The organism is Pseudomonas sp. PK-RTE-24 (genome assembly GCF_054052265.1).
Map to the genome: position 1 here is coordinate 1,777,674 of NZ_CM133224.1, position 14,485 is coordinate 1,792,158.

At 62.2% G+C, this 14,485-nt stretch carries 14 protein-coding genes and 1 other RNA gene; 11 read left to right on the forward strand and 4 right to left on the reverse strand.

Going from position 1 to position 14,485, the window contains the following annotated elements; translation table 11 throughout:
• The first annotated feature begins 20 nt into the window (after positions 1-20).
• Entirely contained in the window at positions 21-176 is a 156-nt protein-coding gene (locus tag ACV8MC_RS07835) for a hypothetical protein (protein ID WP_024014743.1), read from the forward strand.
• A 35-nt stretch (positions 177-211) separates the two neighbouring features.
• Here ACV8MC_RS07835 and ACV8MC_RS07840 read toward each other — a convergent pair whose 3' ends face one another.
• The 4 genes from ACV8MC_RS07840 to ACV8MC_RS07855 form a co-directional block, all read right to left on the reverse strand.
• Positions 212-817, reverse strand: coding sequence for a 5-formyltetrahydrofolate cyclo-ligase (locus tag ACV8MC_RS07840; RefSeq protein WP_256807814.1), 606 nt, complete (start codon positions 815-817; stop codon positions 212-214).
• 80 nt (positions 818-897) lie between these two features.
• Positions 898-1,076: non-coding RNA, 6S RNA (gene ssrS / locus ACV8MC_RS07845), on the reverse strand.
• Between the two features lie 30 nt (positions 1,077-1,106).
• Positions 1,107-1,424, reverse strand: coding sequence for a cell division protein ZapA (locus ACV8MC_RS07850; RefSeq protein WP_056791703.1), 318 nt, complete (start codon positions 1,422-1,424; stop codon positions 1,107-1,109).
• Entirely contained in the window at positions 1,421-1,630 is a 210-nt protein-coding gene (locus tag ACV8MC_RS07855; protein ID WP_007911197.1) for a TIGR02449 family protein, read from the reverse strand. The genes ACV8MC_RS07850 and ACV8MC_RS07855 overlap by 4 nt, the downstream gene beginning before the upstream one ends.
• A gap of 125 nt (positions 1,631-1,755) precedes the next feature.
• On the opposite strand from ACV8MC_RS07855, the gene ACV8MC_RS07860 reads away from it, so the two are divergent.
• The 10 genes from ACV8MC_RS07860 to gcvP all read left to right on the forward strand — a co-directional run bounded on the left by ACV8MC_RS07860 (position 1,756) and on the right by gcvP (position 14,428).
• Positions 1,756-2,316 carry a YecA/YgfB family protein gene (locus tag ACV8MC_RS07860; RefSeq protein ID WP_041476897.1) on the forward strand — a complete coding sequence of 187 codons (561 nt, stop codon included), beginning with the start codon at positions 1,756-1,758 and terminating at the stop codon, positions 2,314-2,316.
• Positions 2,317-2,343: 27 nt separating this feature from the next.
• Positions 2,344-3,678, forward strand: a complete 1,335-nt coding sequence (pepP, locus tag ACV8MC_RS07865; RefSeq protein WP_041476895.1) for a Xaa-Pro aminopeptidase — start codon at positions 2,344-2,346, stop codon at positions 3,676-3,678.
• Positions 3,675-4,862, forward strand: a complete 1,188-nt coding sequence (gene ubiH / locus ACV8MC_RS07870; RefSeq protein WP_457264951.1) for a 2-octaprenyl-6-methoxyphenyl hydroxylase — start codon at positions 3,675-3,677, stop codon at positions 4,860-4,862. The genes pepP and ubiH overlap by 4 nt, the downstream gene beginning before the upstream one ends.
• Complete coding sequence (locus tag ACV8MC_RS07875) at positions 4,855-5,340, forward strand: DUF4442 domain-containing protein (RefSeq protein ID WP_041476891.1); 486 nt, start codon at positions 4,855-4,857, stop codon at positions 5,338-5,340. Before ubiH ends, ACV8MC_RS07875 begins: the two co-directional genes overlap by 8 nt.
• 9 nt (positions 5,341-5,349) lie before the next feature.
• A complete protein-coding gene (locus tag ACV8MC_RS07880) occupies positions 5,350-6,567 on the forward strand; it encodes a 2-octaprenyl-3-methyl-6-methoxy-1,4-benzoquinol hydroxylase (protein WP_236167917.1) in 1,218 nt (405 codons plus the stop codon).
• Between the two features lie 218 nt (positions 6,568-6,785).
• Positions 6,786-7,790 carry an extracellular solute-binding protein gene (locus ACV8MC_RS07885; protein WP_110599906.1) on the forward strand — a complete coding sequence of 335 codons (1,005 nt, stop codon included), beginning with the start codon at positions 6,786-6,788 and terminating at the stop codon, positions 7,788-7,790.
• 242 nt (positions 7,791-8,032) lie between these two features.
• Entirely contained in the window at positions 8,033-9,649 is a 1,617-nt protein-coding gene (locus ACV8MC_RS07890; RefSeq protein WP_457264952.1) for an ABC transporter permease, read from the forward strand.
• Between the two features lie 155 nt (positions 9,650-9,804).
• On the forward strand, positions 9,805-10,887 hold the full coding sequence (gcvT, locus tag ACV8MC_RS07895; RefSeq protein WP_457264953.1) for a glycine cleavage system aminomethyltransferase GcvT: 1,083 nt from the start codon (positions 9,805-9,807) through the stop codon (positions 10,885-10,887).
• 47 nt (positions 10,888-10,934) lie between these two features.
• Positions 10,935-11,318 (forward strand): glycine cleavage system protein GcvH, encoded by a 384-nt coding sequence (gene gcvH / locus ACV8MC_RS07900; RefSeq protein WP_095181284.1) that lies wholly within the window; start codon positions 10,935-10,937, stop codon positions 11,316-11,318.
• 236 nt (positions 11,319-11,554) lie between these two features.
• The gene (gcvP, locus tag ACV8MC_RS07905) at positions 11,555-14,428 is read left to right on the forward strand and encodes an aminomethyl-transferring glycine dehydrogenase (RefSeq protein ID WP_457264955.1); all 2,874 of its coding nucleotides are present in this window, start codon (positions 11,555-11,557) and stop codon (positions 14,426-14,428) included.
• The last annotated feature ends 57 nt before the right edge of the window (positions 14,429-14,485 follow it).

The window sequence follows — 14,485 nt, forward strand, 5'->3', positions numbered from 1 at the left end:
TGCCTTGAGGGGGGCAATCGATGAAACGCAAACCGGATTTGCTATGGACTTTGGTAATTTTGTTTGGCCTGGGCGTGGTAACCACCGGTTACGCGCAGAGCCTGTGGGCGAACAAGACCGACGCGCCGATTGAAGTGGCGCAACAGGTGCAACAGTCGACCGCTTTCAAACGCTGAACCTGTCTCTTCGACGCCGCTATTCCATGCGGCGTCTACTCTGCGAAATACCACGCCTTGTCGGTGACCGTGCCTTGTAACGGCACATCCCAGCTCGCCTGCGCCAGACGTTCGACCTTCTGACACTCATGGGCCAGGCCCAGCAGCGTCGGCTTGCGCCAGTTCTTGCGCCGGGCCAGATAGGCGAGGCTGCGATCATAAAATCCGCCGCCCATGCCCAGGCGCCCGCCGACATCGTCAAACCCTACCAGCGGCAACAGCACCAGATCCAGCGCCCAGACCTTGCGTTGCCGAGCCAGATTGGCCCGGGGCTCGAGGATGCGGAAACGATTGGGGGTGAGCTTTTCGCCAGGGCGGATGCGCTGGAAGACCATTTTCGTTCGTGGCCACGTGCTGAGTACCGGCAGATAAGTTGCCTTGCCGCGACGCTGGGCTTCGCGCAGGAGCAGGCGCGGATCGATTTCACCGTCGGTGGGCAAATACAGAGAGATATGTTTCGCCCGGCGAAAGTGCGGGTCTTGCGCCAATTGGCGGAACAGGCCTTTGGCAGCCTGGCGTTGTTCGCCCGGCGTCAGTGCGCGACGGGCCTTGCGCAGCAGACGGCGGAGTTGCGGGCGGGGCAGCAGCGCGGGTTCGGTCATGGTTCGGCTTCGGCAGGTGGATGCAAAAACGTACGCATAAAAAATCCGATGTCGGCATACACCGACATCGGATTCGAATCAGGCTCCCCGGATGAACCGCTGTCAACTCAGCCCTTGAACCCGAAAGTTCAAGGTGGAAGAAGCAGTAGACTTTAAGGCTTTCCGTCTAGCGGACATGCACACCAGCCCAACGTGCAACTTCCAGGGTAGTGCGAATCGGCTCCGGGACATCGTCAACTGGCAAGCACCCCAGGGAGTGCCGCGAGTATACCTCAAGCTGTCAGGCGAATCAGCCCTTGACGGTGTTCTGATCGTCGGCCAGGACCAGATCGACACGATCGAGCAAGTCGCGCACCTGTTCGCGGGTCGAACCGCTGGCCTGGATGTCCGGGCGCTCTTCTTTGTGCAACAGGTCGTGGGTGATGTTCAGCGCGGCCATCACGGCAATGCGGTCGGCACCGATGACTTTGCCGCTGCTGCGGATCTCGCGCATCTTGCCGTCCAGGTAGCGGGCGGCACTGACCAGATTGCTGCGTTCTTCCGGCGGGCAGATTATCGAATACTCTTTGTCGAGGATCTGCACGGTAACGCTATTGCTTGAACTCATGAGTCTTGCTCCAGGGCCTTGAGGCGCGAAATCATCGATTCGACCTTACGCCGGGCGATTTCGTTTTTTTCAATGAGGTGAGCGCGTTCCTCGCGCCAGGTTTTTTCCTGAGCTAGTAAGAGTGCGTTTTGACTCTTAAGTTGCTCGACTCGGCCAATCAGCAGTTCGAGTCTGGCCATCAGCGCTTGCAGGTCGGTGTCTTCCATTGGGTCCACGTGTTCGTCTGATGGGTGGTGACTGGCGGACAGCCTTTAATGGTCTTGGCGGGGCTGTCGATGTAGGATACAAGGCCTTCATTCTAGACATAGCGCCGTCTGGCGCCTAGCTGCCCATGACCATTGCGAATTCCCCGTACCAAGCCTTTGCCACCCTGCTGACTGCCAGCGGCCACAACGTCTCGCCTGCCGAACTGCACGGCGTGCTGCTCGGGCGCAGTTGCGCCGGGGCCGGCTTCGATCACGAAGGCTGGTTGATCGACGCCGCCGAACTGCTCGAAGGCGATATCCAGGACAACGTCCGCAACGCCCTGATCGGCCTGCAGGAGATGGTCAAAGGCGAGCTGACCGGCGACGACGTCACTGTCGTGCTGCTGCTGCCGACCGACGATGCACCGCTGGCCGACCGCGCTGCCGCATTGGGCGAGTGGTGCCAGGGCTTCCTCAGCGGTTTCGGCCTGAACTGCCGCGACAGCAGCATGCTCAGCACCGAAGCCACCGAAGTGCTGCAGGATCTGGCAGCCATTTCCCAGGTGCAGGACGCGCTGGAAGAATCCGAAGACGGCGAATCCGACTACATGGAAGTCATGGAATACCTGCGCGTCGCGCCGTTGCTGCTGTTCTCGGAAACCAAGAAGTCCGATGTGCCGCCAGCGGCCAAACCTTCGCTGCATTAATCGCGTGCCAGGGAAAGCCATCTGCCCATGACCCATATCCCCAAAGCGGAATACAGCCGTCGCCGCAAGGCCCTGATGGCGCAGATGGAACCCAACAGCATCGCGATCCTGCCCGCCGCCGCGGTGGCCATCCGCAACCGCGACGTCGAGCACGTCTACCGTCAGGACAGCGACTTCCAGTACCTCAGCGGTTTTCCCGAGCCACAGGCCGTCATCGTCCTGATGCCCGGCCGCGAGCACGGCGAGTACATCCTGTTCTGCCGTGAACGCAACGCCGAACGCGAATTGTGGGATGGCCTGCGCGCCGGGCAGGAAGGCGCGATCCGCGAGTACGGCGCCGACGACGCCTTTCCGATTACCGACATCGACGACATCCTCCCGGGCCTGATCGAAGGCCGCGACCGGGTGTATTCGGCGATGGGCAGCAACCCTGAATTCGATCGGCATTTGATGGACTGGATCAACGTGATCCGCTCCAAGGCGCACCTCGGCGCGCAGCCGCCGAATGAATTCGTTGCCCTGGATCACCTCCTGCACGACATGCGCCTGTATAAATCGGCGGCAGAAGTGAAGGTGATGCGCGAAGCCGCGCGGATTTCGGCGCAGGCGCATATCCGCGCGATGCAGGCCAGTCGTCCGGGGCTGTATGAATACAGCCTCGAAGCCGAGCTGGATTACGAATTCCGCAAGGGCGGGGCGAAGATGCCGGCCTACGGTTCGATTGTCGCCGCCGGGCGCAACAGCTGCATCCTGCATTACCAGCAAAATGACGCGCTGCTCAAGGACGGCGATCTGGTGTTGATAGACGCTGGTTGCGAGATCGACTGCTACGCCAGCGACATCACCCGCACCTGGCCGGTCAATGGCAGGTTCTCGCCGGAGCAGAAGGCGATCTACGAGTTGGTGCTGGCTTCGCAGGAAGCGGCATTCGCCGAGATTGCCCCCAACAAGCACTGGAACCAGGCGCACGAAGCCACGGTGCGGGTGATCACCGCAGGTCTGGTCAAGCTTGGCTTGTTGCAGGGCGAGGTTGACGAGTTGATCGCCAGCGAAGCCTACAAGGCTTTCTATATGCACCGCGCCGGCCACTGGCTGGGCATGGATGTGCATGACGTTGGCGAGTACAAGGTCGGCGGCGAATGGCGTGTGCTGGAGGTCGGCATGGCGCTGACCGTGGAGCCCGGCATCTACATCGCGGCGGACAATCAGAACGTGGCGAAGAAATGGCGCGGTATTGGCGTGCGTATCGAGGATGACGTGGTCGTGACCCGATCCGGTTGTGAAATCCTCACCAGCGGCGTGCCGAAAACCGTCGCCGAGATCGAGGCGCTGATGGCACAAGCAAGGACACACGCAGCATGAGTCGAGTCAATCTGGCAATCATCGGTGGCGGTCTGGTCGGCGCCAGTCTGGCGTTGGCGTTGCAGGCCGGGGCCAAGGCGCAGGGCTGGAAAATCGTCCTGATCGAACCGTTCGCCCCCGGCGACAGCTGGCAACCGAGCTACGACGCTCGCTCCTCGGCGCTGTCCTTCGGCTCGCGGCAGATTTATCAGCGCCTGGGCGTGTGGCAGGAAATCTCCCGCCGCGCCGAGCCGATCAAACAGATTCACGTCTCTGACCGTGGCCGCTTCTCCACCGCGCGCTTGTCGGCGATGGAAGAGGGTGTGCCAGCGCTCGGTTACGTGGTGGAGAACGCCTGGCTCGGCCAGTGCCTGTGGCAGCACCTCGACAAAGACGTGATCACGTGGCGCTGCCCGGCGGAAGTCACGCGCATGGAGCCGTTGGCCGATGGCTATCGCCTGACCCTCAACGATGAAACCACGCTGGAATGCGATCTCGCGGTGCTCGCCGATGGCGGCCGCTCCGGCTTGCGCGAACAGTTGGGCATCAACGTGCGCAAGCGCCCTTACAACCAGAGCGCGCTGATCGCCAACATCACCCCGAGCGAAGCGCACAACGGCATGGCCTTCGAGCGCTTCACCGACGAGGGGCCGATGGCCCTGCTGCCGTTGCCGGATAATCGCTGCGCCCTGGTGTGGACGCGGCTGGGCATGGACGCGCAGCGTCTGACCGAGTTGAGCGAGCGTGATTTTCTCAGCGAGCTGCAAGGCGTATTCGGTTACCGCCTCGGCACTTTGAAACAGGTCGGCGCACGGCATCTGTATCCGCTGTCGCTGATCGAAGCTGAAGAACAGGTGCGCTCGCATCTGGCCGTGCTCGGCAACGCCGCACACAGCCTGCACCCGATTGCCGGCCAGGGCTTCAACCTGTCGCTGCGTGACGCCGACGCCTTGGCTGCCGCGCTGCTGACCAGCGACAAGCCGCTGGGCGACTTCGCCACGTTGCAGGCCTATCGCGAACGGCAGCGCCTCGATCAGGACCTGACGGTGGGCTTCTCCGATCAGGTCACGCGCCTGTTCGGCAGCACCCAGCCGCTGGTGTCGCTGGGGCGCAACCTTGGCCTGCTCGGCCTCGACCTGCTGCCACCGGCCAAGCGCTGGTTCGCCCGGCAGGCGATGGGCCTGGGAACCCGTCCGGATGCTTGAGTGGCTGAGCAACACATTCGGCAAGGCACGATTGATGCGCTGGGTAATGACCTGCTACCCGCCATATCTCGGCGCGGGTGTGCGGGTGCGCCACATCAGCGATGACTTTCGCGATGTGCAGGTGTCCATGGGGTTGGGCTGGTACAACCGCAACTATGTCGGCACCCAGTTTGGCGGCAGTCTGTATTCGATGGTCGACCCGTTCTTCATGTTGATGCTCATGGAAAACCTCGGTCCGAAGTACATCGTCTGGGACAAGGCCGCCGACATCGATTTCATTGCGCCGGGCAAAGGCCCGGTGTTCGCCCGGTTCAACATCGACCAGACCCTGCTCGACGAGATCCGCCGGCAGACCGCCAACGGCGAGAAATACCTGCCACAGTTGCAGGTCGACATTCATGACGGCGCTGGCAACCTTGTGGCGCGGGTCGGTAAAACCCTTTACGTGCGGCTCAAGCCGCAAGCGAGACAGGCCTAAAGCATGGAAATGCGCGCAGATGTGCTGATTGTCGGAGCCGGAATGGTCGGCAGCGCCCTGGCGCTGGCGTTACAGGACAGTGGGCTGGAAGTGCTGTTGCTCGACGGTAGCCCGCTGAGTGTCAAACCCTTCGCTGCCGAAGCGGCGTTCGAACCGCGCGTCAGTGCATTGTCGGCGGCGAGCCAGCGTATTCTCGAGCGCCTCGGTGTCTGGGACGGCATCGCCCAGCGGCGCAGCAGCCCGTACACCGACATGCACGTGTGGGACGGCAGCGGCACCGGGCAGATTCATTTCTCGGCGAGCAGCGTGCATGCCGATGTGCTCGGCCACATCGTCGAAAATCGCGTGGTCCAGGATGCGCTGCTCGAGCGTTTACATGATTGCGACCTCGGCATGTTGGCCAATGCGCGGCTGGAGCAGATGCGTCGCTCCGGCGATGACTGGCTGCTGACCCTGGCCGACGGCCGCACCTTGCGCGCGCCGCTGGTGATCGCGGCCGATGGCGCCAATTCTGCTGTGCGCCGTCTGACGGGCGTGGCGACTCGCGAGTGGGATTATCTGCATCACGCCATCGTCACCAGCGTGCGCTGCAGCCAGCCGCACCGCAAAACCGCCTGGCAGCGCTTTACCGATCACGGGCCATTGGCGTTTTTGCCGCTGGAGCGTGATGGTCAGCAGGACTGGTGCTCGATCGTCTGGTCGACCACACCGGCTGAAGCCGAGCGCTTGATGGCGCTCGAGGAGACTGCGTTTTGCGCTGAGCTGGAGCGAGCGTTCGAAGGGCGCCTCGGTGAAGTGATCAGCGCCGATCCGCGTCTGTGCGTGCCGCTGCGTCAGCGCCATGCCAAGCGCTACGTCGCTGAGGGCCTGGCCTTGATCGGTGATGCGGCGCACACCATTCACCCCTTGGCGGGGCAGGGTGTGAACCTTGGATTCCTCGATGCCGCCGTGCTGGCGGAAGTGCTCCTGCAAGCGCATCAGCGCGGTGAGCGACTGGCGGACGTGAAGGTGCTGAGCCGCTACGAGCGTCGGCGCATGCCGCACAATCTGGCGCTGATGGCAGCGATGGAAGGCTTCGAGCGGTTGTTCCAGGCCGACCCCCTGCCGCTGCGCTGGTTGCGCAATGCCGGGTTGAAACTGGTCGAGCAGATGCCCGAGGCGAAGGCGCTGTTTGTGCGCGAGGCGCTGGGGTTGACTGGGGATCTTCCAGCTCTGGCAAAGCCCTGACCGCCTCATTGAGGCTGATGGCCTTCGCGAGCAGGCTCGCTCCCACAGTTGAGATGCATTCCAATGTGGGAGCGAGCCTGCTCGCGAAAGCGTCCGCCCACTCGCCGCAGTTTTGAGCTGTGCAACATCTGGTAACTCCTTCCCCCAGTGTTCGATTGAGAAGGCAAATGTGAGTCCTTATCATTTGGCCCACCTTTCCCGACCGTGAGACCACTCCCATGTTGGCACCCAAGCGTCTTCTGACCGCACTGGCCTTGACCCTGATCGGCAGCACCACTGCCCAGGCCGCCGATGAGGTGGTGGTGTACTCGTCGCGCATTGATGAGCTGATCAAACCGGTATTCGATGCCTATACCGCCAAGACCGGGGTGAAGATCAAGTTCATCACCGACAAGGAAGCGCCGCTGATGCAGCGCATCAAGGCCGAGGGCGAAAACGCCACCGCCGACCTGCTGCTCACCGTCGATGCCGGTAACCTGTGGCAGGCCGAGCAGATGGGCATTCTGCAGCCTTTCACCTCGAAAACCATCGACGCCAATATTCCTCAGCAATATCGCTCGTCCACCCACGCCTGGACCGGCCTGAGCCTGCGCGCACGGACCATCGCCTATTCCACCGAGCGGGTGAAGCCGGGCGAACTGACCACCTACGAAGCGCTGGCCGACAAGAACTGGGAAGGCCGCCTGTGCCTGCGCACGGCGAAGAAGGTCTACAACCAGTCGTTGACTGCGACCATGATCGAAGTCCACGGCGCCGAGAAGACCGAGAAAATCCTCAAGGGCTGGGTCAACAACCTCTCCACTGACGTGTTCTCCGATGACGTTGCAGTGCTGGAAGCGATCAACGCCGGGCAGTGCGATGTCGGCATCGTCAACACCTACTACTACGGTCGCCTGCACAAGCAAAAGCCTGAACTGCCGGTGAAGCTGTTCTGGCCGAATCAGGCCGATCGTGGTGTGCACGTGAACCTGTCGGGCATCGGCCTGACCAAGCATGCACCGCACCCGGAAGCGGCCAAGGCGCTGGTCGAATGGATGACCACGCCTGAGGCGCAGAAGATTTTTGCTGATGTGAATCAGGAATTCCCGGCCAACCCGGCGGTGGCGCCATCGGAAGAAGTGGCGGCGTGGGGCAAGTTTGTTGCTGATACGTTGCCGGTTGAGGTGGCGGGTAAACGTCAGGCTGAGGCGATCCGGATGATGGATCGGGCGGGGTGGAACTGAGGCGTTTCGTGTAACTGTTGATCTAAGATCGCTCCCTCACCCCAGCCCTCTCCCGGAGGGAGAGGGAGCCAACTTGTGTTGTTTTCGAAACTTGAGTTCGACTCAATATCTCAGGTCGATGTAGTTTGCATGAGCACCTCGGTCAGTTCCCTCTCCCTCCGGGAGAGGGCTAGGGTGAGGGCAGCAATCCCAACCTGAAATACGCATTCCAAGAACACCCCAATCCCTCCAGAGACCCAAAAGTGGCCCACCCCGCCCAACGCCGCTGGTACCCCATCGTCTTCGCCATCGCCGCGCTGGTGTTGTTGCCCCTGAGCGTGTTGCTGCTGTCGTGGCAAACCATCGATCAGCAGATCTGGTCGCACCTGTGGCAAACCCAGATGCCGCGTCTGCTCGGCAATACCCTGACGCTGATCCTCGGCGTCGGTGTCGGCGTGACTCTGCTGGGTGTCAGCCTGGCCTGGCTGACCAGCCTCTGCGAATTTCCCGGTCGGCGCTGGCTCGACTGGGCGCTGATGCTGCCCTTCGCCATTCCAGCGTATGTACTGGCGTTCGTTTTCGTCGGCCTGCTGGATTTCGCCGGGCCCGTGCAGTCCCTGTTGCGCGAATGGTTCGGCAGCGGCCTGCGCCTGCCACGGGTGCGTTCCACCGGCGGGGTGATCGTGGTGCTGGTGCTGGTTTTTTATCCCTACGTTTATCTGCTGGCGCGTACCGCGTTTCTGGCTCAGGGCAAAGGTTTGATGGAAGCGGCGCGGGTGCTGGGCCAGTCGCCGTGGCAGGCGTTCTGGCGGGTTGCGCTGCCGATGGCGCGTCCGGCGATTGGCGCGGGCGTGGCGCTGGCGCTGATGGAAACCCTCGCCGATTTTGGCGCGGTGTCGGTGTTCAATTTCGACACCTTCACCACGGCAATCTACAAGACCTGGTACGGCTTCTTCAGCCTGCCCAGCGCTGCGCAACTGGCCAGTCTGTTGCTGCTGGTGGTGATGCTGGTGCTGTACGGCGAGCGCCGTGCACGCGGGGCGAATCGGGCCAGCAACGAGCGGCCACGGGTGAAGGCGCTGTATCACCTGCGCGGGCTCAAGGCGTTCGCGGCGACAGGCTGGTGTGGATTGGTGTTCGCCTGCGCCTTCGTCATCCCGGTGCTGCAACTGATCGTGTGGTTCTGGCAGCGTGGGCGTTTCGATCTGGACGAGCGCTACGCCGGACTGATTCTGCACACGCTGTACCTGGGCGCGATGGCGGCGCTGATCACCGTCAGCGTTGCGCTGTTGCTGGCGTTTGCCCGGCGCCTGGCACCGACCCAAGCCATCAACTCCGGGGTCGGCCTGGCCAATCTCGGCTACGCGTTGCCCGGTTCGGTGCTGGCGGTGTCGATCATGCTTGCCTTCAGTTATCTGGATCGTGAACTGGTGATTCCGCTCTCCGCCTGGCTTGGCGGTGCGGGCAAACCATTGCTGCTCGGCAGTCTCGCAGCTTTGCTGATGGCGTATCTGATGCGCTTTATCGCTGTCGCTTACGGGCCGCTGGAAAGCAGTCTGGCGCGTATACGGCCATCTTTGCCCGAAGCGGCACGTAGCCTGGGTGTCAGTGGGCCGCGACTGTTTTTCAAAGTGTATCTGCCGCTCTTGCTGCCCGGCACTTTGAGTGCGGCGTTGCTGGTGTTCGTCGATGTGCTCAAGGAAATGCCCGCGACCCTGCTGATGCGCCCGTTTGGCTGGGACACGCTGGCGGTGCGCATCTTTGAAATGACCAGCGAAGGCGAATGGGCGCGCGCCTCGTTGCCGGCATTGACCCTGGTGCTGGTCGGGTTGTTGCCGGTGATCGGATTGATTCGACGTTCGGCGCATCGAAACACTTAGTCGTCAGTCCTACATCATGCGGCTACAATGCGCGGCATTCGGTGCGGTTCGTCTGACAGACCCGTGCGCTGGAATCGGCTGCAAGCCTTATCCATCAAGGCTTTCAGCCGTATAGCGGCGGTCCGCACCCTCGCCACGCCCGGAAGGAGAAACCCATGGGACAGCGTACGCCTCTGTATGACCTGCACCTCGCGCTCGGCGCGAAGATGGTCGATTTTGGCGGTTGGGACATGCCACTGCATTACGGCTCGCAGGTCGAGGAGCACCACGAAGTGCGCCGCGATTGCGGGGTGTTCGATGTTTCCCATATGACCGTGATCGATGTCACCGGCGCCCAGGCCAAGGCCTGGCTCCAGCATCTGCTGGCCAACGACGTCGAACGTCTGCACCGCCCCGGCCGGGCGTTGTACAGCACCATGCTCAATGAGCGCGGCGGCATCGTCGACGACATGATCGTCTATCGCCTCGACGACGCGTACCGGCTGGTGTTCAACGCCTCGACCCGCGATCAGGATCTGGCCTGGATGAACGCCCAGCTCGGCGCCTACGACGTGCAACTGCACGAGCGCGCCGAGCTGGCGATGCTCGCCATCCAGGGCCCGCAGGCCCGGCACAAGATTGCCGAACTGGTCACCCAGTCGCGCGCCACGCTGATCCAGCAACTCAAACCTTTCGAAGGCGCCATCGACGGCGACTGGTTCATCGCGCGTACCGGTTACACCGGCGAGGATGGCCTGGAAATCTGCCTGCCGGCCAATCAGGCGCCGGGTTTCTTCAACGACCTGGTCGGTGCCGGTATTTCGCCGATCGGCCTTGGCGCTCGCGACACCTTGCGTGTCGAGGCCGGAATGAACCTGTACGGTCAGGACATTCATCAGGACGTTTCACCGCTGGCCTCGAACATGGCCTGGAGCATCGCCTGGGAGCCGGCCTCGCGGCAGTTCATCGGTCGCGCGGCGCTGGAGGCGGAAAATGCCGCGGGCGTAGCGCACAAGCTGGTCGGTCTGGTGCTGGAAGAACGCGGGGTTTTGCGCGCTCACCAAGTGGTTCGCATCGCCGATGTTGGCGAAGGGGAGATCACCAGTGGTAGTTTCTCTCCTACGCTGAGCAAATCGATTGCCCTGGCGCGTGTACCGATGGCGACTGCCGACCGCGCCGAAGTGGAAATCCGTGGCAAGTGGTACCCGGTGCGAGTGGTCAAACCGACCTTCGTGCGCCATGGCAAAACCTTGATCTAACCTTTTCTGGCGGGTATGACCGCTGACCAATTTCCGAGGAACCGAAGATGAGCGATATCCCTGCCGAACTGCGTTTTGCCGAAAGTCATGAATGGGCGCGTCTGGAAACCGACGGCACCGTCACCGTGGGCATCAGCGATCACGCGCAGGAAGCGCTGGGCGACGTGGTGTTCGTCGAGTTGACCGAAGTCGGCAAGGTGTTCGCCGCCGGTGATCAATCCGGCGTGGTCGAGTCGGTGAAAGCCGCCTCCGACATCTACGCCCCGGTCAGCGGTGAAGTCATCGCGATCAACGAGGCGCTGACCGACTCGCCAGAAGAGCTGAATAATGACCCGTACGGCGCGTGGATCTTCAAGCTCCAGCCAAGCGACAAGGCCGAGCTGGACAAGCTGCTGGATGCTGCTGGGTACAAGGCTGCAATCGGCGAGTAAGTTGCCGGCAACACCCAAAGCCCCGATTCGTCGGGGCTTTTTTATGGGCGACGAATATCCCTTTGTGGGAGCGAGCCTGCTCGCGAAAGCGCCATATCAGTCAATGCCAAGGTTTCTGAAACACCGCTTTCGCGAGCAGGCTCGCTCCCACAGGGGCGGCGTGATCTTGAAAATTCGCCTGCTATGCTGGTTTGACCGTGTCGATTGACGCCAAGCGCCAGCCAGGAGAGCCCGTCATGTCCCAGTCGCCGTCCCTGAGCCAGTTACGCGATCCCGAAGCCTTCCTGCGCCGCCACCTTGGCCCGGATGCCGCCGAGCAGCAGGCGATGCTCGACAGCCTGGGCCTGGGCAGTCGTGCCGAGCTGATCGAGCAGACCGTGCCGCCGGGCATTCGCTTCAATCGCGCACTGGATCTGCCGCCGGCACTCGACGAACAGGCTGCGCTGGCGAAACTGCGCGGTTATGCCGAGCAGAATCAGCTGTTCACCAGCCTGATCGGCATGGGCTATCACGGCACCGTCACGCCGACCGTCATTCTGCGTAACGTGCTGGAAAATCCCGGCTGGTACACCGCGTACACCCCATATCAACCAGAGATCGCCCAGGGCCGGCTCGAAGCCCTGCTGAATTTTCAGCAGCTGACCATCGACCTCACCGGCCTGGAACTGGCCAACGCCTCGCTGCTCGATGAGGCCACCGCAGCGGCCGAAGCCATGGCGTTGGCCAGGCGCGTGGCGAAGTCGAAGAGCAATCTGTTTTTTGTGGATGAAAACTGCCATCCGCAAACCCTCTCCGTGGTGCAGACCCGCGCCGAAGGTTTCGGCTTCGAGCTGGTCGTCGACGCGGTGGATAACCTGGCGCAGCACGAGGTGTTCGGCGCGCTGCTGCAATACCCCGACACCCACGGCGAAATCCGCGATCTCAAACCCTTGATCAACCACCTGCACGCACAACAGGCCCTGGCCTGCGTCGCTACCGATTTGCTCAGCCTGCTGGTGCTGACGCCGCCGGGTGAGTTGGGTGCCGATGTGGTGTTCGGTTCGTCCCAGCGTTTCGGTGTGCCGATGGGGTATGGCGGCCCGCACGCGGCGTTTTTCGCCAGCCGCGAGGAGTACAAACGAGCGATTCCGGGGCGGATCATCGGTGTATCGAAAGATGCTCGCGGCAACGTCGCGCTGCGCATGGCCCTGCAAACCCGCGAGCAACACATCCGCCGCGAGAAAGCCAATTCGAACATCTGCACCGCGCAGGTCCTGCTGGCCAATATCGCCAGCTGTTATGCGGTGTATCACGGCCCCGAGGGCTTGAAGCGTATCGCCCAGCGCGTGCATCGCCTGACCTGCCTCCTCGCCGCGGGACTCAAGCGCAACGGTATCAAACGGCTCAACGAGCAGTTCTTCGACACCCTGACCCTGGAGGTCGGCGGTGCGCAAACGGCGATCATCGAAAGCGCTCAGGCGGCGCAGATCAACCTGCGCATTCTTGGTCGCGGCCGCGTCGGTCTGAGTCTGGACGAGACCTGTGATGAACACACCGTGGCGAAGCTGTTCGATGTGCTGCTCGGCGCCGATCACGGCCTGAGCGTTGATGCGCTTGATGCGGAGGACATCGCCTCGGGAATTCCCGACGAACTCCAGCGCAGCACGCCGTACCTGCAACATCCGGTGTTCAACGCTCACCACAGCGAAACCGAGATGCTGCGTTACCTCAAACAACTGGAAAACAAGGATCTGGCGCTCAATCAGTCGATGATTCCGCTCGGTTCCTGCACGATGAAGCTCAACGCCACCAGCGAAATGATCCCGATCACCTGGCCGCAGTTCGCCAATCTGCATCCCTTCGTGCCGAGGGAGCAGGCTGTCGGTTACACACTGATGATCGAAGAACTTGAGGGTTGGCTCTGCGCGATTACCGGTTTCGATGCTATCTGCATGCAGCCCAATTCCGGCGCCCAGGGCGAATACGCCGGGCTCCTGGCGATCCGTAAATATCACGAGAGCCGAGGGGAGGGCGCTCGGGACATCTGTCTGATTCCATCGTCGGCCCACGGCACCAACCCGGCCTCGGCGCAGATGGCCGGAATGCGTGTGGTGATTGTCGAATGCGATGAGGCGGGCAACGTCGATCTGGAAGACTTGAAGCTGAAAGCCGCAGAGGCTGGGAATAAGTTGTCGTGCCTGATGGCGACCTATCCGTCGACCCATGGCGTTTACGAGGAAGGCATCAGCGAAATTTGCGCAGTGATTCACCATCACGGCGGCCAGGTGTACATGGATGGCGCCAATCTCAATGCCCAGGTCGGCTTGGCCAGACCGGCGGACATTGGCGCCGACGTGTCGCACATGAATCTGCACAAGACCTTCTGCATTCCCCATGGCGGCGGCGGGCCGGGCATGGGGCCGATCGGCGTTCGTGCGCATCTGGCGCCGTTCGTCGCCAACCATCCGGTGGTGCCGATTGACGGGCCGCTGGCGCAGAACGGCGCAGTCAGCGCAGCGCCGTGGGGCAGTGCGAGCATTTTGCCGATCAGTTGGATGTACATCGCCATGATGGGCCCGCAACTGGCGGACGCCAGTGAGGTGGCGATTCTGGCGGCAAATTATCTGGCGCAGCATCTATCCGGGGCATTCCCGGTGCTTTACGCCGGGCGCAACGGCCGGGTGGCGCATGAATGCATTCTTGATTTGCGCCCACTGAAGGCGCAGACCGGCATCAGCGAGGAAGACGTTGCCAAGCGGCTGATGGATTACGGCTTCCACGCGCCGACCATGTCCTTCCCGGTGCCCGGTACGTTGATGGTCGAGCCGACCGAGAGCGAATCCAAGGCAGAACTCGACCGCTTCATCGCGGCGATGCTGAGCATTCGCGCCGAGATCAATGAAGTGCAGAAGGGCAACTGGCCGGGCGAAGACAACCCGCTCAAACGCGCCCCGCATACGCTGGCCGATGTCACTGGGATCTGGGAACGGCCGTACAGCATCGAACAGGCCATCACCCCGGATGCGCACACTCGATTGCACAAATATTGGCCGGCGGTGAATCGGGTGGACAACGTTTACGGGGATCGCAACCTGTATTGCGCGTGTGTCCCGGTGGATGATTACCGCTGATCTCTAAATCCACCGCCGTCCCTGTGGGAGCGAGCCTGCTTGCGAAAGCAATCGTCC